The sequence below is a fragment of the Stenotrophomonas sp. PS02298 genome (assembly GCF_029959445.1).
Taxonomy (GTDB): Bacteria; Pseudomonadota; Gammaproteobacteria; order Xanthomonadales; family Xanthomonadaceae; genus Stenotrophomonas.
Map to the genome: position 1 here is coordinate 1 of NZ_JASCOR010000032.1, position 18,012 is coordinate 18,012.

The 18,012-nt window shown below is 64.2% G+C and carries 17 protein-coding genes; 13 read left to right on the top strand and 4 right to left on the bottom strand.

Annotation, left to right across the window (positions count from 1 at the left end; translation table 11 throughout):
• Positions 1 to 232: 232 nt before the first annotated feature.
• Positions 233 to 985 carry an SDR family NAD(P)-dependent oxidoreductase gene (locus QMX78_RS07160; RefSeq protein WP_282267926.1) on the top strand — a complete coding sequence of 251 codons (753 nt, stop codon included), beginning with the start codon at positions 233 to 235 and terminating at the stop codon, positions 983 to 985.
• A 40-nt stretch (positions 986 to 1,025) separates the two neighbouring features.
• On the opposite strand, the gene QMX78_RS07165 is transcribed toward QMX78_RS07160, so the two are convergent.
• Complete coding sequence (locus QMX78_RS07165; RefSeq protein ID WP_282267927.1) at positions 1,026 to 1,466, bottom strand: PepSY domain-containing protein; 441 nt, start codon at positions 1,464 to 1,466, stop codon at positions 1,026 to 1,028.
• A 120-nt stretch (positions 1,467 to 1,586) separates the two neighbouring features.
• On the opposite strand from QMX78_RS07165, the gene QMX78_RS07170 reads away from it, so the two are divergent.
• The 3 genes from QMX78_RS07170 to QMX78_RS07180 are packed head-to-tail and all read left to right on the top strand — an operon-like array spanning position 1,587 to position 3,882.
• Positions 1,587 to 1,895, top strand: a complete 309-nt coding sequence (locus tag QMX78_RS07170; protein WP_282267928.1) for a PepSY domain-containing protein — start codon at positions 1,587 to 1,589, stop codon at positions 1,893 to 1,895.
• Positions 1,895 to 2,557, top strand: coding sequence for a response regulator transcription factor (locus QMX78_RS07175; protein ID WP_282267930.1), 663 nt, complete (start codon positions 1,895 to 1,897; stop codon positions 2,555 to 2,557). Before QMX78_RS07170 ends, QMX78_RS07175 begins: the two co-directional genes overlap by 1 nt.
• A complete protein-coding gene (locus tag QMX78_RS07180; RefSeq protein WP_282267932.1) occupies positions 2,554 to 3,882 on the top strand; it encodes a HAMP domain-containing sensor histidine kinase in 1,329 nt (442 codons plus the stop codon). The genes QMX78_RS07175 and QMX78_RS07180 overlap by 4 nt, the downstream gene beginning before the upstream one ends.
• A gap of 76 nt (positions 3,883 to 3,958) precedes the next feature.
• Here the strand turns inward: QMX78_RS07180 and speA are convergent, their stop codons facing one another.
• Positions 3,959 to 5,848: an arginine decarboxylase gene (speA, locus tag QMX78_RS07185; RefSeq protein ID WP_282267934.1), complete on the bottom strand. Its 1,890-nt coding sequence runs from the start codon at positions 5,846 to 5,848 to the stop codon at positions 3,959 to 3,961.
• Positions 5,849 to 6,085: 237 nt separating this feature from the next.
• Between speA and speE the strand changes: the two genes are divergently transcribed.
• Positions 6,086 to 6,943, top strand: a complete 858-nt coding sequence (speE, locus tag QMX78_RS07190) for a polyamine aminopropyltransferase (RefSeq protein WP_282267936.1) — start codon at positions 6,086 to 6,088, stop codon at positions 6,941 to 6,943.
• Positions 6,944 to 7,209: 266 nt separating this feature from the next.
• Positions 7,210 to 7,866 carry an RIO1 family regulatory kinase/ATPase gene (locus QMX78_RS07195; RefSeq protein WP_282267938.1) on the top strand — a complete coding sequence of 219 codons (657 nt, stop codon included), beginning with the start codon at positions 7,210 to 7,212 and terminating at the stop codon, positions 7,864 to 7,866.
• Positions 7,867 to 8,000: 134 nt separating this feature from the next.
• Here the strand turns inward: QMX78_RS07195 and QMX78_RS07200 are convergent, their stop codons facing one another.
• Positions 8,001 to 8,339: a P-II family nitrogen regulator gene (locus QMX78_RS07200; RefSeq protein ID WP_057628415.1), complete on the bottom strand. Its 339-nt coding sequence runs from the start codon at positions 8,337 to 8,339 to the stop codon at positions 8,001 to 8,003.
• Between the two features lie 155 nt (positions 8,340 to 8,494).
• On the opposite strand from QMX78_RS07200, the gene QMX78_RS07205 reads away from it, so the two are divergent.
• The 3 genes from QMX78_RS07205 (at position 8,495) to QMX78_RS07215 (ending at position 12,026) form a co-directional block, all read left to right on the top strand.
• Positions 8,495 to 8,752: an accessory factor UbiK family protein gene (locus QMX78_RS07205; protein WP_282267944.1), complete on the top strand. Its 258-nt coding sequence runs from the start codon at positions 8,495 to 8,497 to the stop codon at positions 8,750 to 8,752.
• Between the two features lie 10 nt (positions 8,753 to 8,762).
• Positions 8,763 to 10,277, top strand: a complete 1,515-nt coding sequence (locus QMX78_RS07210; protein WP_282267946.1) for a YifB family Mg chelatase-like AAA ATPase — start codon at positions 8,763 to 8,765, stop codon at positions 10,275 to 10,277.
• 222 nt (positions 10,278 to 10,499) lie between these two features.
• Positions 10,500 to 12,026, top strand: a complete 1,527-nt coding sequence (locus QMX78_RS07215) for a hypothetical protein (protein WP_282267947.1) — start codon at positions 10,500 to 10,502, stop codon at positions 12,024 to 12,026.
• Between the two features lie 40 nt (positions 12,027 to 12,066).
• Here the strand turns inward: QMX78_RS07215 and QMX78_RS07220 are convergent, their stop codons facing one another.
• A complete protein-coding gene (locus tag QMX78_RS07220) occupies positions 12,067 to 13,482 on the bottom strand; it encodes a PLP-dependent aminotransferase family protein (protein WP_282267949.1) in 1,416 nt (471 codons plus the stop codon).
• A 219-nt stretch (positions 13,483 to 13,701) separates the two neighbouring features.
• On the opposite strand from QMX78_RS07220, the gene QMX78_RS07225 reads away from it, so the two are divergent.
• The 4 genes from QMX78_RS07225 (at position 13,702) to QMX78_RS07240 (ending at position 17,954) form a co-directional block, all read left to right on the top strand.
• Positions 13,702 to 14,952, top strand: coding sequence for a hypothetical protein (locus QMX78_RS07225; RefSeq protein ID WP_282267950.1), 1,251 nt, complete (start codon positions 13,702 to 13,704; stop codon positions 14,950 to 14,952).
• Positions 14,952 to 15,908, top strand: coding sequence for a hydroxymethylglutaryl-CoA lyase (locus tag QMX78_RS07230; protein ID WP_282267952.1), 957 nt, complete (start codon positions 14,952 to 14,954; stop codon positions 15,906 to 15,908). The genes QMX78_RS07225 and QMX78_RS07230 overlap by 1 nt, the downstream gene beginning before the upstream one ends.
• A gap of 475 nt (positions 15,909 to 16,383) precedes the next feature.
• Positions 16,384 to 16,890, top strand: a complete 507-nt coding sequence (locus tag QMX78_RS07235; protein WP_282267954.1) for a sigma-70 family RNA polymerase sigma factor — start codon at positions 16,384 to 16,386, stop codon at positions 16,888 to 16,890.
• Between the two features lie 107 nt (positions 16,891 to 16,997).
• The gene (locus tag QMX78_RS07240; protein ID WP_282267956.1) at positions 16,998 to 17,954 is read left to right on the top strand and encodes a FecR domain-containing protein; all 957 of its coding nucleotides are present in this window, start codon (positions 16,998 to 17,000) and stop codon (positions 17,952 to 17,954) included.
• Positions 17,955 to 18,012 lie beyond the last annotated feature (58 nt).

Consider the following 18,012-nt stretch of genomic DNA (forward strand, 5'->3'; position numbering starts at 1 on the left):
GGCTTTGGCTCCTGGCTTTGGCTCCTGGCTTTGGCTCCTGGCTTTGGCTTTGGCTTTGGCTTTGGCTCCTGGCTTTAGCTTTAGCTTTAGCCCTTCTCCCGCCTGCGGGAGAAGGGTTGGGATGAGGGGGCGCTTTAGCCTTGGCCCTTGCTTGGGGCGGCGACGTCACCTCCCCACACCCGCATCGTCGCAAAGTGCGAAAATCAACATCCCCTGCCCCAAGGATTCCGCAATGTCCAAGACCGCTTTGATCACCGGCGCCACGTCCGGCTTCGGTGCCGCCGCTGTCCGTCGCTTCGCTGCGGCCGGCTGGAAAGTGATCGCCACCGGTCGCCGTGCCGAGCGTCTGCAGCCGCTGGTTGAAGAATTCGGCGCTGACAAGATCCACGCCGCCGCCTTCGACATCCGCGATGCCGCCGCAATGGCGGCCGCACTTGCAGCATTGCCGCCCGCCTTCCGCGACATCGACCTGCTGGTCAACAATGCCGGTCTCGCCCAAGGTACCGCTGCGGCCCAGCACGCCAGCCTGGAAGACTGGCGCACCATGATCGACACCAACATCACCGCACTGGTGACGCTGACCCATCATCTGCTGCCCAAGCTCGTGGAGCGCCGTGGCGCGATCATCAACATCAGCTCCACCGCCGCGCTGTATCCGTATCCAGGCGGCAATGCCTATGGCGGCACCAAGGCCTTCGTCAGCCAGTTCTCGCTGGGCCTGCGCTCGGACCTGCACGGCACCGGCGTACGCGTGACCGCAATCGAGCCTGGCATGGCCGAAACCGAATTCACCTTGGTGCGTACGCACGGCAACCAGGCCGCATCCGATCAGCTGTACGGCGGCGCCAGCCCGATGACTGCCGATGACATCGCCGAGCAGATCTTCTGGGTGGCGACGCTACCCGAACACCTCAACGTCAATCGCATCGAGTTGATGCCGGTAAGCCAGTCGTTTGCTGGCTTCCAGGTGGCACGCAACGCCTGATCGCACGAAGCGCAGCCCTTGGCTGCGCCTTCGCGGCAACTCAGTCCAGCCAGCCGTCACGCTCGCTGTGCAGGATGCGGCCATCGATGCCGCTCATGCGGACTTCAACGCGCTGGTTGCGGGCGTTGCGTGCTTCCAGCTTCCAGGTGGCGCCATCGCGTTCCAGCGAGTGGATCTCGCGCAGGCCAGCAGCGCCAGCCCGGGCCAGGATCTGCTCGCTGCCCAGCAGGGCGCGGCCGTCGTGCTCGTCGAAGATCTCACCGGTCGCCGGGTCCACCCACACCTCGGCGAAGCGGCCATCGGCGCGCGCGACATCGGCTTCCCACAGGCCGTCGTCCTTCTCGATCTCGTGGATCTGCGTGTAACCGGCGGCACGCAGCTTCTGCTCGACCTCGGCCATGCCCAGCGACTTGGTCTGTGCATGGGCGCTGGTGCTCAATGCCGCGGCGATGGCGGCGGTGGCGAACAATGACTTCAACATGGGGGAGTTCCTTGAGTGCTGCCGGATCAGCCCGGCCCAAACAGTCTCCGCCGCCTGCCTAACAGTGTCCTAGCCAGTACTGTTAGTCGATTGTTAGCCAGCTGCGTTATCAATAGCGCCATGTTTTCCTACCGCACCCTTGTCGCCCTCGCTGGCCTGTCCTTGCTGACCGCAGGCACGCCGCTGGCCATTGCCCACGGCCAGGACGCCGCACAGCAGACCGCTCGCCAGGCCTTGAAGCAGGGCCGCTACGTGCCGCTGGAAAACATCGTGCGCGATGCCCTGCAGCGGCATCCGGGCAAGCTGCTGGAAGTGGAACTCGACGACGGTATCTACGAAGTGGAAATCCTGCGCGCAGACGGCGTGGTCATCGAGCTCGACTATGATGCCCGCAGCGGTGCCCTGCTGAAGATCGAACTGGACGATTGATGCGGATCCTGTTGGCCGAAGATGACCTTGAACTGGCCAGCCGCCTGCAGCCCTTGCTGGAGCAGGCCGGCTACGTGGTCAGCCACGTCAGCGACGGCCGCGAAGCCGAGGAACTCGGCCAGATCGAGGAACTGCAGGCAGCCATCGTCGACCTTGGCCTGCCCGGCCTCGATGGGCTCAGCGTGATCGAGCGCTGGCGTGGCAATGGCCGCGACTTCCCGGTGCTGGTGCTGACCGCGCGCGGGCGCTGGCACGACAAGTTGGCCGGCTTCGATGCCGGTGCCGATGACTACCTGACCAAGCCCTTCCAGGCCGATGAACTGATCCTGCGCCTGCGGGCGCTGATCCGCCGCAGCAACGGCCATGCGAGCGCGCAGCTGAGCTGTGGGCCGCTGCAACTGGAGATCAACGCCGGGCGCTTCCTGCTGGAAGGACAGCCACTGTCACTGAGCCCGCAGGAGTTCCGCCTGCTCAGCTATTTCATCCACCATCCGGGCAGCGTCGTCAGCCGCGAGCGGCTGGGCGAACAGGTCTTCGACGGCGGCCATGATCCCGACTCCAACGCACTGGATGTGCTGCTGGGACGGCTGCGGCGCAAACTTGGCGTGGACATGATCCAGACCGTACGCGGCCAAGGCTGGCGTTTGGTCGCTCCGGTATGAAGACGCTTTCGCTACGTGCACGCCTGCTGCTGGCTGGCAGCTTGGGGCTGGTGCTGGTATCGGTGCTGGCCGGTGTACTGCTGGGGCGCTTGTTCGAACAGGCAGCGCGCGACAACCTGGACACGCAACTGGAACAGGATCTGCTGACCGTATTGGCGCAGGCCGAGATCGACGCCAGCGGCAAGCTCACGCTGCGCCAGGAACCCAACGACGCCCGCTTCCAGCGGGTGTTCTCCGGCGCGTACTGGCAGATCGCCACGACCGATGGCCAGGTGCTGCTGCAATCACGCTCGTTGTGGGACGAGAGCCTGCAGCCGCCGATTCCAAGGATTCCCACCCAGGCAATCGGCGCGGACTTCAGCGGTCCGATGCAGCAACCCCTGCGCGGCCTGACCCAACAGGTGCGCTTGCCGCGCAGCAAAGCACCACTGCAGGTCACCGTCGCCAGCGATCGCAGCCAGCTGGATGCCGATGTCGCCCGTTTCCGCCAGCGCTCGGCGCTGGCGATGGCGGTATTGATCGCAGCGTGGCTGGCGGTGCTGGTCAGCCAGGTGCAGTTCGGCCTGCGTCCATTGCGCGCGCTTGGCAAGCGTGTGGAACAGGTGCGTCATGGCGATGCCGCACAGATCAGCAGCGAGGGGCTGGGGCGCGAAGTAGCGCCGCTGGCCGAAGAACTCAACGCCCTGCTGGCCCACCACCAGCGCATGGTCAGCCGCGCGCGCAGTAGCGCGCAGGATCTGGCGCATGCGTTGAAGACACCGCTGAGCGTGCTGCATGCCGAAGCCGATGGCAGCGGCGAGCACTGGCGACAAACCGTGCGCGAGCAAAGCCGGCGCATGCAGGCAAGCATTGATCGTTATCTGGCCTCGGGCATGGCCGCAGACCGGCATCAACGCAGTGCTATCGCGCCAGTCGCGCAATCGCTGTGCCGACTGATGCAGCGTGTGCACGGCGAGCGCGGCATTCACTTCGTCGCCGACGCCATCGATGCGCAGCTGTGCTTTGCCGGCGCGGCAGCCGACCTTGAGGAAATGCTTGGCAACCTGCTCGACAACGCTGGCCGCTGGGCAGCACATGAAGTACGCATCCAGGCGCGCGCCGATGACCAGCAGCTGCTGATCGACGTCATCGACGACGGCCCGGGCTTGGCTGAGGAAGCGCTGCAACAGGTGCTGCAACGTGGCGTGCGCCTGGACGAACGCGATGGCAGCAGCGGGCTTGGGCTGGCGATAGTCGGCGACATCGTCGACAGCTATGGCGGCAGCTTGAGCCTTCGAAATACCGGCAACGGTCTGTGCGCCAGCCTGCAGCTGCCACGGGCCTGAGCGCACGTCACGAACAGAAAACGCCGCGCTGGCAAGCCTGCGCGGCGTTTTCTGTTTCCTTACAGGTGCCGTTGGATCAGCCCAGCGGTTCGTCCGACAGGTAGGTGTAACCGGTCAGGCCCGCTTCCAGTGCGGCATCCAACTCCGCGGCACGTTCGGCCGACAGATCGGCGGCGGCGACGCGCTCACGGTAAGCCGTGCGCAGGTCAGCCAGGCTGTAGCCCACATAATCCAGCATCACATCGGTGGTATCACCGCGACGCTGCTGGGTGATCACGTAGCCGTCGTCTTCCACCACCACTTCCACCGCGTCGGTATCGCCGAACAGGTTGTGGATGTCGCCGAGGATTTCCTGGTAGGCGCCCACCAGGAAGAAGCCGATTCGGTAGCTCTCGCCATGGCGTACCGCGTGCAGCGGCAGCGAGCTGTCCAGGCTTTCGTTCTCGACGTAGGTCTTGACCATGCCATCGGAATCGCAGGTCATGTCGGCGATCACGCCGCGACGCTCGGGGCGCTCGTTCAAGCGCTCGATCGGCACGATCGGGAACACCTGGTCGATTGCCCATGCATCCGGGATCGACTCGAACACGCTGAAGTTGACGAAGTACTTGTCGACCAGGCGGTCGTTCAATTCGTCCAGCGCCGGGCGATGGCTCTTTTCGTCATAGCTCAGGCGCGCACGCACGCCGTTGGCGATGGCGTAGAACAGGTCATCAATGCGCGCACGCTGCGGCAGGTCGATCTGGCCCAGCGCATAAGCGCTCAAGCCCTCGGCATGGAAATGCTGGGCTTCCTGGAACAGTTCCACCGCCGGGCGCTGGTCGAGTTCCTCATGGATCTCGCGCAGGTGACGGATCGCCGCCGGCTCGTCGTCATGCGCTTCCGGCACGCGGCCTTCGGCTGCCTGCTCCACTTCCGACACATTGGCGATCAGCACGGCGTGATGCGCGGTCATCGCGCGGCCGCACTCGGTGATGATGCGCGGCGGGGTCAGGCCATGCGCTTCGCAGGCCTCGGCCAGCGGCTGCACGATGTTGCTGGCGTAGGCGTTGAGGCCGTAATTGATCGAGCAGTAGCTGCGCGAACGGGTGCCTTCGTAGTCGATGCCCAGACCGCCGCCGACATCGACGTGGCTGATCTTGGCGCCCAGCTGCGACAGCTCGACGAAGTAACGGGTGGCCTCGCGCATGCCGTTGGCGATGTCGCGCACATTGCTGATCTGGCTGCCCATGTGGAAATGCAGCAGGTTCAGGCAATCGGCGTACTCGGTGTCACGCAGGGCCTTCCACAGGTCCAGCAGCTGGCGCGGGGACAGGCCGAACTTGGCCTTGTCGCCACCGCTGTTCTGCCACTTGCCAGCGCCCAGCGAGGCAAGGCGCATGCGCACGCCCAGGCCTGGCTTCACGTCCAATGCCTTGGATTCCTCCAGCACCAGCTTCAGCTCGGACGGCTTCTCGATGACGATATAGGTCTGCAGGCCGAGCTTGCGGCCGATCAGGGCCAAGCGGATGTACTCGCGGTCCTTGTAGCCGTTGCAGACGATCAGTCCGCCCGGCCGGCTCAGCGCCAGCACTGCCATCAGCTCCGGCTTGGAGCCGGCTTCCAGGCCAAAGCCCTCGCCGTGGTGGCTGGCCAGGGTGCCGGCCACGCCACGGTGCTGGTTCACCTTGATCGGGTAGACCGCGGTATAGCCGCCAGCGTAGTCCCAGTCGGACTGGGCCTGGGCGAAGGCAGCCTGCAGCTTGCCCAGGCGCTGGCCGAGGATGTCCGGGAAGCGCACCAGCAACGGCAGTTTGGCGCCGGCGGCACGTGCCGAATCGACAACCTGCGGCAACGACACCGCCGCGCCTTGGGCGCCTGCGGGACGGACCACGACGTGCCCGGCGGCATCGACGTCGAAATAACCATCAGACCAGTGCGGAATCGAATAGGTCTTGCGGGCCTGTTCGAGGGACCAATCGCTCATCGGCGTAGCAACTCTCAGCTGTGGATAAACAAGGACGCGCATTCTAACGCTAGCGGGGCAAGGGTCCGTTACAATCCGCGCCCTCACTACCTCCCCTCTCCCCCCGGGAGAGGGGTCGGGGGTGAGGGTAAGCGTGAAACCTGAATATGTCAGGCTTCGCCCTTACCCTCATCCGCCCCTTCGGGGCACCTTCTCCCAACGGGAGAAGGGCACAGCCTCCCCTTCCAGGAACTTGCAATGACCTCCAACGAAAACTGGTTCATCGAACACTTCCAGCCGACCGGTTCGGCTATTGGTTTCCGCATCACCGGCAAGCTGGACGAGGTGCAGTCGCCGTTCCAGAAGATCGAGATCTACGACAGTACCGACTGGGGCAAGTTGATGGTCATCGACGGCGCCATGATGCTGACCACCAAGGACAATTTCTTCTACCACGAGATGATCAGCCACCCGGTGCTGTTCACCCACCCGGCGCCCAAGCGCGTGGTCATCATCGGCGGCGGCGACTGCGGCACCCTGCGCGAGGTGCTCAAGCACCCGGGCGTGGAAAGCGCCACCCAGTGCGATATCGACGAGCAGGTCACCCGCATGGCCGAGAAGTATTTCCCGGAACTGTGCGAATCCAACGGTGACGCCCGCGCCGAGCTGCTGTTCGACGACGGCGTGGCCTACATGGCCAACTGCGCCCCGGGCAGCGTGGACGTGGTGATCGTGGACTCCACCGACCCGGTCGGCCCGGCCGAAGGCCTGTTCAACAAGGCCTTCTTCGAGAGCTGCTTCCGCGCCCTGAAGGACGACGGCCTGCTGGTGCAGCAGAGCGAGTCGCCGCTGGCCCTGCTGGAGCTGATCAAGGACATGCGTTCGGAAATGGGCAAGGCCGGCTTCCAGTCGTTCAAGACCCTGCCGTTCCCGCAGCCGTGCTACCCGACCGGCTGGTGGTCGGTGACCGTGGCCAGCAAGCAGGCCGGTTTCGGCTTCGGCTTCCGCGAGGCCGATTCGGCCGCCAAGCCGTTCGACACCCTGTACTACACCGCTCCGCTGCACACCGGCGTGCTGGTCAGCCCGCCGTTCGTGGCCAAGGCGCTGGGCGAATAAGCCCCCTGCCAGCGCCGTGAACCGAACCCCGCGCCCGCAACGGCGCGGGGTTTTCGTTTTCTGGCCATGACGCACACAGGCGCGCGTCACATCAGCCACGCCATCGCAACAATCATTTCCGTCACACGGCGCCTACATTTTTTTTACATTCAGCAATTCATGGACTGTGCAGTTTTATAATTTCCGCACACCCTCGCCCGCCCAGGGCACGTTAGACCGGCTTTGCAAGACGCTTTCCGCGCCATGCCCGCGTCAGGAAGGTTTTGATGAATACATTGCCCAGCTTCGACGGCGAACACGCGATTGTCCCAGCCCACCATCTGCTCAAGCGTGGCGAACGCCTGCTGGAGCCAGACGTCTACCGCACCGAACTTGACGGCCGCCCGGCCGTGGTCAAGGACTACCGCCGCTATCAAGGCACCCCCCTGTCGCCGGTGGCGCGCCTGCTGGTGCGCCGCGAAGCCAAGGTGCTCAAGCGCCTGCAGGGTTGGAAGCACGCGCCGGCGCTGCTGGGCACCCTTGGCGGTCTGGCACTGGGCATGGAATTCATCCCCGGTGACACCTTGAGCGCCGGCGTGCAGGGCGTCACCCAGGAAGTCTTCGACCAGCTGCAGAACGCGCTGGCGCGCCTGCATGCGGCCGGCATCACCCATAACGACCTGCACGGCACCAATGTGGTGGTCAGCGCCGGCGTGCCGGTATTGCTGGACTTCACTTCGGCGCTGCGCTCGCCACGCTGGTTCCGGAACTGGCCGATCTCACGCCAGCTGCGCCGCAGCGACATGAAGAACCTGGTGAAGATGCGCCAGCGCCTGACCGGACAGCAGCCCTCCGCCGAGCAGGCCGCAGCGCTGGCCGAGCCAGGCTGGGTGCAAGCGGTGCGGAATACGTGGAAGCGGCTTTATCGGCGGATCAAGGGCTAAAGCCAAGGCTTACCCCTCCCCAACCCTCCCCTCCGCCTTCGGCGCAAGGGAGGGGGCCAAGCTCTGCTCCCTCCCTTGCGCGTAGCGCAGGGGAGGGGTGCTCTAAAGTTCCAAGGCTTCAAAACCCCAAAACCTCAAAGCGCATCCCCATCGAGTTCACCGGTGCGGATCCGCACCACGCTGCCCAGGTCATACACGAATACCTTGCCGTCACCGATCTTGCCGGTACCGGCGGCCTTGACGATGGCTTCCACCACCTCGTCGGCCTGCGCATCGGTCACCGCGACCTCGATCTTCACCTTCGGCAGGAAATCGACCACGTACTCGGCACCGCGATACAGCTCGGTGTGACCCTTCTGCCTGCCAAAGCCCTTGACCTCGGTGACGGTGATACCGGCCACGCCGCGTTCGGCAAGCGCCTCACGCACGTCGTCCAGCTTGAACGGCTTGACGATGGCCATGATCATCTTCATAGGTCGGCTCCTTGGGTGATACCTGAAGCATACCGCGCAGGCTGACGTGTCACTAGCAAGCTTCCGGACTATCCTTACCATTGGCACTAACGGATACCGATGCCCGCAACCAACAGCCGCCCTCTAGGCTCGGCTCACCCCTGCGGAGAAACCCCATGATCGACCTCAACCACATTGATGCGCTGGCCCGCCGCCTGAGCGACCTGGTGCCGCCAGGCCTGCGCGACTCGCGCGAAGAACTGCAGGCCACTTTCAAGAGCGCACTGCAGGCAGGGCTGGGCAAGCTGGACCTGGTCACCCGCGAAGAATTTGAAGTGCAGCGTGCCGTCCTGCTGCGCACCCGTGAAAAGCTCGACGCGCTGGAACACGCCGTCGCCGCCCTGGAGAACCGCGCCACCGACAAGAACGCCTGAGCGCCGGGCGGTGAGCCTGGCGCTGGTGCACAGCCGCGCCCGTGCGGGTGTGCACGCACCGCTGGTGCAGGTGGAAGTGCACCTGTCCGGTGGCCTGCCCTTCACCCAGATCGTCGGCCTGCCCGAGGCCGCTGTGCGCGAATCACGCGACCGGGTGCGCGCCGCCATTCTCTGCGCGCAATTCGACTATCCAGCGCGACGCATCACCATCAATCTGGCACCCGCGGACCTGCCCAAGGAAGGCGGTCGCTTTGACCTGCCCATCGCGCTCGGCATCCTCGCCGCCAGCGGCCAGATCGACCGCAATGCCTTGGCCAACTACGAGTTCATCGGCGAGCTGGCACTGACCGGCGAATTGCGTGCGGTGGATGGTGCACTGCCGGCCGCAATCTCAGCCGCCAACGCCCAGCGCTGCCTGATCGTGCCGCCGGGCAACGCTGGCGAAGCGGCACTGGCCCAGCACGCAGAAGTCAAAGTCGCACGTACCCTGCTGGAAGTGTGCGCTGCGCTGGGCGGCAACAAGCAGCTGCCCGATGCACAGGTACCGCCAACAGAACCGGCCGCGCCGGCTGACCTAAGCGATGTACGTGGTCAGCAACATGCGCGACGGGCCTTGGAGATTGCCGCAGCAGGCAGCCATCACCTCCTGCTGCTGGGTTCTCCCGGCTGTGGCAAGACCCTGCTGGCCTCGCGCCTGCCCGGTATCCTGCCCGAGGCCAGCGAGGAAGAAGCACTTGAATCCGCGGCCATTGCCTCGATCAGCGGCCGCGGTGTTGATCCGAGTCGCTGGCGGCAACGTCCTTATCGCTCGCCACACCACACTGCCAGCGCGGTTGCACTGGTTGGTGGTGGCTCGCATCCGCGACCTGGCGAAATCTCTCTCGCGCACAACGGCGTTTTGTTCCTGGACGAGCTGCCGGAATGGAACCGGCACGCGCTTGAAGTGCTGCGCGAGCCACTGGAGTCCGGCACGGTCACCGTCTCACGCGCGGCGCGCAGCATGGAGTTTCCGGCGCGATTCCAACTGGTGGCAGCAATGAACCCCTGTCCCTGCGGTTGGGCCGGCGACAGCAGTGGCCGCTGCCATTGTTCTGCAGAAAGCATCCGTCGCTATCGCGCGCGTATCTCCGGGCCGCTGCTGGATCGCATCGACCTGCATCTGCAGGTGCCACGGCTGGCACCCCGTGAGCTGCGAGGTGATGCCGCCATTGGTGAGAGCAGCACCGAGGTACGCGAGCGGGTGATGCGGGCAAGGACGCGGCAACTGCAGCGTGCCGGCAAGGCCAACGCACATCTTGGCCAAGCAGAAACCCTGCGGGACTGCGTGCTATGCGCTGCTGACAGCGACCTGCTGGAACAGGCGATGGAGCGATTGCAGTTGTCGGCACGCTCGATGCACCGGATCCTGCGCGTCGCAAGGACGATTGCCGATCTTGCCGGTGAAGCTGCGATCCAACGGGGGCATCTGACCGAGGCGATTGCTTATCGGCAATTGGACCGTGGTGGTGTTGGGGGTGAGGGATAGGTTGTTTGGGGGTTTGGTGCTTGCTTGGAGCCACCGGCAAAGGCTTTACCCCTCCCAAGCCCTCCCCTGCGCTATGCGCAAGGGAGGGGTCAGAGCTCGGCCCCCTGCCTTTTGGCGCAGCCAAGGGGAGGACTGGGGAGGGGTCAGCTCTTAAAGCACCACATTCAAGACAAATCCCAAAAATCCGTTCACCATCGCCAGCAGCCCCCGCAGAGACCGGCCATGGAACGTATCGAGCGCCCTTACTTCCCGATCATCTACGTCCGCGGCTACGCGATGACCCGCGACGAGATCGTCGAAACCACCTCCACGGCATTCATGGGCTTCGAGGCCGGTTCCACCAAGATGCGCCAGGCGCAGGACGGCAGCATCGTCAAGTTCGTCTTCGAGTCGCCGCTGGTGCGCTTGATGAAGGATTACAACTATCGGGATGTGTACGAGTTCGGCGCCGAGCGTCGCGACCGCATCTCGCCGCGCTGCATCGTCATCCATCGCTATTACGACCCGGCCGACCCCGCCTTCGGTGATGGCAAGACGCCGTCCATTCCCGATGCCGCCGCCGCGCTGGGCAAGCGCATCGAGCAGCTGCGCGACAGCATCTGCGGCAACAACGCGACCATGCGCAAGGAGTTCCGCGTCTACCTGGTCGCCCATTCGATGGGCGGGCTGATCTGCCGTTGCCTGCTGCAGAACCCGGACGTGGCCAGCGCCGAGGCGCGGGCAATGGTCGACAAGGCCTTCACCTATGCCACGCCGCACAACGGCATCGAGGTCGGTGGCATCAACCTGCCGAACCTGCTGTCGATCAACGACATCAACAACTTCAACCGCAGCAACATGGGCAAGTACCTGAAAGTACCCAAGGACAAGGTCAACACCTTGGGCGCATCCGGATTTCCGCCCGAGCGCCTGTTCTGTCTGATCGGCACCAACGCACGCGATTACGCCGCCGCACACGGGCTATCCTCATTTGCGGTTGGTGCGTTGAGCGACGGGCTGGTTCGTATCGCCAACGCCTACGTCGAGGGCTCGCCGCGTGCCTTCGTCAATCGCAGCCATAGCGGCTACTTCGGCATCGTGAACTCCGAGGAGGGTTACCAGAACCTGGTGCGCTTCCTGTTCGGCGACACCTGCGCCACCGCCCAGCTGGACATCACCGCCCTGCCCTTCCCGCCGGAGATCGAGACCGCCCGCAAGCGCGGCAAGAAGATCGAGTCCTCGTACTACATCGAGGCCACCGTTGCCCCGCGCGGCGCTTACACCTACGAACTCACCTCGCGCACCCAGGCCAACCAATGCGCCATCCGTCGCGAGTACGGCGACATCTTCGACGCACAGAGCAACCTGCTGAAGGACAAACGCTCGACCGTGCTGTTCTCGGTATTCCTGGACAGCAGCAAGATCCTGGCCGGCAGCGAAATCGCGTTCTCGATCGATCTGGCGGTCAGCAATGCCGGTTATCAGGTGGACGGCGCGCTGTTCCTGAAGAACCACATCCCGGGTGAGTACCTGTTCCGCAACACACTGGTGGTCTTCGCCAAGCCCGACGATGCAGGCGGCTGGCGCCTGCGTTATGTCTGGAGTGACGACCAATGGGCAGGCGGCCCGAAGAATGAAGCCGAACTGGATACCGCCCGCACCAAGGCGATCGGCATCAACCAGCAGGCACCGAACATCTTCGCGATACCGCTGCAGTCAGCCAAAGGCTTCAACGCCGAGTTGAAGCTTTCGCTCTCCGACTGGCATTGAACACTCGCCGTGCCCCGCCGTATCGGGCGCTGGACCAGCATCAAGCCAGGACCGCGGCCTGGTCCATCTCCTCACGCAAGCTGTCGACGAAAACGCTGTCATTCAAATAGGCAACGTTCAAGCGTGTCCACGGCGACACCTGCTCGGAGTCGATGTTGAAGAACGCGCCCGGCGCCAGCACAACACCGCGTGACAGCAAGCGTGCGGTCAGCGTGCGGGTATCGTCGATGCCATCGAAGCGTGCCCACAGGTACAGGCTTTGTTCCGGCGTCGCGTAGACGGTTGCATCCAGCCGATTCAACACCTCCAGCCCTTCCGCGGTGGCGGCGCGCGCCCGGTCCTGCAAGCGCCCGACATGGCGCAGGAAGTTGCCTTCGCGCAGGATAGCCTCCAGCACGCGTTCTCCATACTCGCTGCTGCCGATGTGCAGCAGCATCTTCAGGTCGGCCAGCTCTTCAATGTGTGCGTTCTCGCCGGCGATGAAGCCGCTGCGCAATGCCGCCGACACCGACTTCGAGAAGCTGCCTACATACAGGGTATTCCTGAACTGCGACAACGAGGACAGGCGGAACGCCGAATTCGGCTTGAAATCGGCCATCGCGTCGTTCTCGACAATCAGCACGTTGTGCGCCGCCGCCAGCTCCAGCAAGCGCTTGCCGACTTCTGGCGCCACATCGGTACCGGTCGGGTTGTGCGCGGTGGTCTGCATGAAGAAGACACGCGCCTTGCTGGCCAGCAGCGCCGCCTCGAACTCGGCAAGATCGGGACCGTCCACACGGCGTGTGATGGCGATCGGCTTCGCGCCTTGCAGTTGCAGCTTGCCGAACAGCGGGTAGTAACCCGGCTGCTCAACCAACACCGTATCGCCCGGCGCGACGTAGCGCCGGATGATCAGGTCCAGCGCATGATTTGCGCCAAAGGTAGTCACCAGCTGCCGCGGACCAAGCTCCATGCCATGCATGGCCATGCGCCGGATCAACTGCTGCCGCAACGGCAGGTAGCCGTAACGGTTGCCGTATCGAAACAAGCTGCCGATGCCACTGCGCGCGACCTGCCGATGGAAGCGATCAAGTCGCATATAGGTCAACCAATCAACCGGCGGAAATCCCTCGGCCAGATGTGATCGCCCCGGCTCACGGATGGCCTGTTGGCGCATCATCCACAACGTGTCGATAACCCTGCTGTAACCAACGGGCTCCTCATCAACATCCCGTTCCGGCGGCGCTTCCACGCCGCGCACAAAAAATCCCTTGCCGTGCTGCGCCTCCACCAGCGCCCGCTCGCCAAGCAGGTCGAACGCCGAGATCACAGTGTTCTTCGAATAACCATTCAATCGCGCGTACTCACGCAAGGATGGCAGCTTGTCTCCTGGCTTCAGCACACCGGCAAGGATCTGACGACCGATGTCCATCGCAACTTTTTCCGCTAGTGAAATCTTCCGTGGTTCAGAGCGCATAGGAATCCATACAAATTTCTTCGGGGGCGCTCACTGTATCTATGCGCCAACGCACGCTGTAAAGAGCATAAACAGACATTTTGATATGAATTGGCAGACACGCCCCTGCAGCATATCTGTACGGAAAAACTGTACCTTCCGCCCGCACGCTTCAGAGCACACGACGTTCCGATGATTGAGCAATGCTCGATGCAAATGAATCGACCGGGGCAATCACCGTTGAACGCAACCAATGCACATTCAGAGAAAGCAGCATCATCCGATTCAACGCCAGCAATAGCGCACATTCCGCGCAAACCAGGCACTGACATAAGACTGGACAGCGCTTCCGAAGCAGCCGCTGCGAATGACGCCGTTCCAATGCCTGTGAACCAGCACATACATTCGGATCAGCCAATCACCTTCATCGACGAAGTGCCGATCAACGGCACGAATCAGCGAGTTGCAGTCGCGGAGCGTCAGCCGGGACAGGCACACATCCTGCAACGCATTACCCAGCTCTCGCATCCAACCGGTGGATTTCATGTGTTTGGTGCCGCCCGGCTGCTGCGTGCCAGCGTCCAGTTCAGCGCGATCCGCGACGTGCATGGTGCGCGCAAGCAAGTACTGCAGCTACGCAACCAGCTGGTCGGACTCGTCAACGCGATGAACCCTGGACTCGTCTCCGGTGGCGGCGGCTGCAAGGAGCTTGAAGCAGTGGCGCGCATGAGCAGCGCCATGGAGCCGCAGCTGGAAATTTCAGTTCTTTTGGAAATCCCAGATAGATCTGACATCCGGGTCATCAACGAGCTGATCGAGAAGTTGGCACCTTTGATTGAGCAGTTGACCATGGGGACGAAGACGGGGGCGTCAACCACCGAGGTCGCCAGTCACCAGCTGCTACGCGCGCAGGTGGCTTTCGACCCGGGCACCTTTTCGCTTGCAGCCGCCGCAGGCTATGCGCTGGCGGGACGTATCGTTGATCTTCACAATTTCACCTGCCTGGCCAGGGAGCGCGTCCACAAGCGCAACGCGGACATTCTCGCAACCGCGAATTCCGTGCTTGCTGCCACTGGAGCTGCGAGCGGCAACAAGCGCACTACCTGGACAGCCGTCGACGACCCCGGGGTGCCGCTGGTGACCTGGTACCGCGATCACCACGGTCGTCTGGCGGGACGAATCTCGCTGCCGCTGCAGGCGGACGCAGACTACACCGGCACTGCGACGCGCGACGCAGCCAAGGTTCCGTTTACGTATCCACTCACTCCCGCCGTCGCGGCGATCGGTTTGGCGCAGAGCCTGGTCAACCTGCATGCACATGCTGCCGAGGCGGTCGCTCAGGGTGATCCCGGCCAACACGCCTACGACCTGGCATTGCTGGCAGGCGCCATCGACAGTGAGATCGTTCACGTGGTCAACGCCCAGTTGTCCGCGCAGAGCATCCACCTGGATCTCGCGATAACTGCGCTCGACAAGTTGCGGCGGCGATGATGGACAGCCACGATGAAGCCCAGGAAGATCATGTCCGCATCATCGAGCTTGGCGCGCGCAGTTGCCTTGAGCGCCAGACCAAGGCACTGCCGGCCATGGTCCGCATGAACCTGATCGAATTGCTGGAATCGGCCGGCATCAGGGAAATCGAACTGGGCTCGTTCACCTCACCACGCCGGGTGCCGCAGATGGCCGATACCGCGGCGCTATGCACGCTGCTGGGGCCAGCGCCGATTGACCGCGTCCGCTCCGCGCTGGTTTCGGACATGACGGGGCTGGAGATGGCAGTCACCAACGGCTTCCGTGATATCACCATCACTGCGGCCGCATCGGATGCCTATTGCCGCGCAATACTCAACTGCAACATCAGCGAAAGCCTGCGCCGTGCTGACGAGATCAGCGAGCATGCCTTGGCACTCGGCATCCAGGTCCGTGCCACGTTGGCGACGGTCATCCATTGCCCCTACGGTGGAGCGGTGACGACGGCGGAGGTCATCCGTATCGTGCGCACGCTCTACCATATGGGCTGCCGTGAGATCAGCCTGTGCGATACCACAGGCAGGGGTACCCCAGCGTCGGTTGGTGTGCTGCTGCGTGCCTGTGCCAGCGAAGTGCCGATGCACCGCGTGGCCATGCACTTCCATGACACCTTCGGCCTGGCCATCGCCAATGTCATCGAAGCACTGGAACATGGCGTGCGCGCGTTCGATGGCGCTGTTTCCGGGCTTGGCGGTGACAGCCATGCTCCGGGTGCGGCAGGCAATCTGGCTAGCGAAGACCTGGTCTATCTGTTCTCCGGACTGGGGATCAGCTGCAACGCCGATCTCGACGGCCTGCTGCTGGCCGCTGACTACATCGACTGCGTGCTTGAGCGCAGCACCGGGTCGCGCGTGGGTCGGGCGCTGCGGGCGGGAAGAAAGCAAAGCAAGGACACGGCTAGAATCTGGACGGGATGAGCTGGTTCGGTTGCTGCCGCTGTTGCATGACATCCAGCCCAGGCAGCGGCCGCCGTGGAACCCGTTGCCCGTGCGCGGCCGGCCCACGGCGTTGACGTGCACGCAGTCGTGCCAGATCAGCCCAGCCTGCTCCGTTGCCGGTGGCAGTCGCATGGCGCCTGCAACGCTCGCCTCCTTCATTTCCACGGAACCGCCAAGGTTCTGCCATGTGCCATGTGCCATGGCGGCCTGGAACACTGCCAGCCCAGGCGCGGAACTGACACGCCATCGGCGATGAACGTATGATGTGCCGGTCAGCGAGCATAGCGGCCAGCCGACCACCCGATGCCGGCGCCGAGCGCCGTGGAGAGATTCCCATGCCGCTGCTGTCAAACCACGCGCCACGCTGGCGAAAGCAACGCCATGCGCCGGCCCTGCCCCACATCGCGCCTGCCTGCATGTCTCAACTGCATGCCACCGCCGGCTGCCAGCACTGATGACTGCGCCGAGCTCGCGCCTGATTGATGCCTTCCTTGGCCTGTACGGCGAGTTGAAGCGGCACCTGCGGCGACGTACGGGCGACAGCAGTCGTGCCGAAGAGGTCATGCAGGAAACCTACCTGCGCCTGCTCGAGACCGACAGCCGTTTGCAGCAGGAGCAGATCCGCGACCAGCGCGCTTTCATTTTCCGCGTTGCCGGCAATCTCGCCATCGACGTGGCGCGTCGTGAGCAGCGCGCAGGCGGCAACGGCGAACCTGACCCCCAGCAGGCCGACCCTGTCGCCGGCCCGGAGCGCAATGCCATCGCCCAGGACCGCCTGCGGCAGCTCGATGAGGCCTTGCGCGAGCTGCCGCCCAATGCGCGCCTGGCCTTGCTGCTGTTCCGCGTCGACGGCCTGTCGCATGCATTGATCGCGCGCCGGCTTGGCGTATCCGAGAGCATGGTGGCCAAGTACCTGGCGCAGGCGCTGCGGCATTGTCGCGACCGCCTTGGGCCAATATGAGGACAATGATGGAAGATGATCACTGCAGCCACTGCAACTTTGGCATTGGCGAAACGTCTTATAGGTAGACACCCCCTTTTCCAGCGCAGCCCCCTAGCCACGCCACGATGTTCGACCGCTTCCGAACCCGGAACAACGCGCTCAATGACGAATCCATCCAGTGGGTGATACGCCTGGGTGCGCGTCCGTCTGCGGGTGATAAAGCCGCGTTCGAGCGCTGGTGCCAGCGCTCCCCGGCCCATGCCGAGGCTGCGCGGCAGGCATTCGCGCTGCTCGATGGCGTGGGCCAGACCGCGCTTGCGGCCGAGCACCGCCATTGGGTGCAGGCGCTGACACCTGCGCCGCGCCGGATCAGCCGCCGCGCGGTGTTGGCAGGCGGGCTGTCGGCAGCAGCGCTGGCTGGCGTGGTTGGTACGGGCATGTTGGGGCCAGTCAGCGGCGTGCTTGCCGACCACCGCACCCGCATCGGCCAGCGCCGGCAGGCATCACTGGGTGACGGATCGACCGCCTGGCTCAACAGCGAGAGCGCATTCTCGCAGGCGTTCTCCAACGTCCGCCGCACCGTATCGGTGGCCGCCGGTGAACTGCTGTTCGACGTCGCCCCCGACCCGCAGCGGCCCTTCGTGATCGAGAGCCGCGACGGCAGCGTCCATTGCAGCGTTGGCCGCTTTGCCCTGCACCGCGAATCACGCCGCAGCACGCTGACCGTTGTCTCCGGCCTGGCCGAGCTGCGCAACCGGGCCGGCGCCAGTATCGAAATGATCCCCAACCAGCGCGTTGCCTTCAGCGCCGATGTACTGGGCAAGGCCGAGACCGTCGATGCCGGTGCATTGACCGCCTGGGTCCGCGGCAAGCTGATCTTCAACCAGCAGAGCGTGGCGGCTATCGCAGGCGAACTGCAGCGCCACGTACCGGGGCGCATCGTCGTGATGGGTGAGTCGCTGCAGCAACTGCAGCTCACCGGCGTGTTCGAGCTGGATGACATCGATGCGCTGCTGCGCAATATCGCCGCGCTGGCCGGTGCGGAACTGATCCGCCTGCCGCTGCTGACCGTGATCCGCTGAGCCGCCGAGCAGCGCTGTAACCCTGCAAGCGGCCCGCCGCGCAGGCACACGAAGCGGC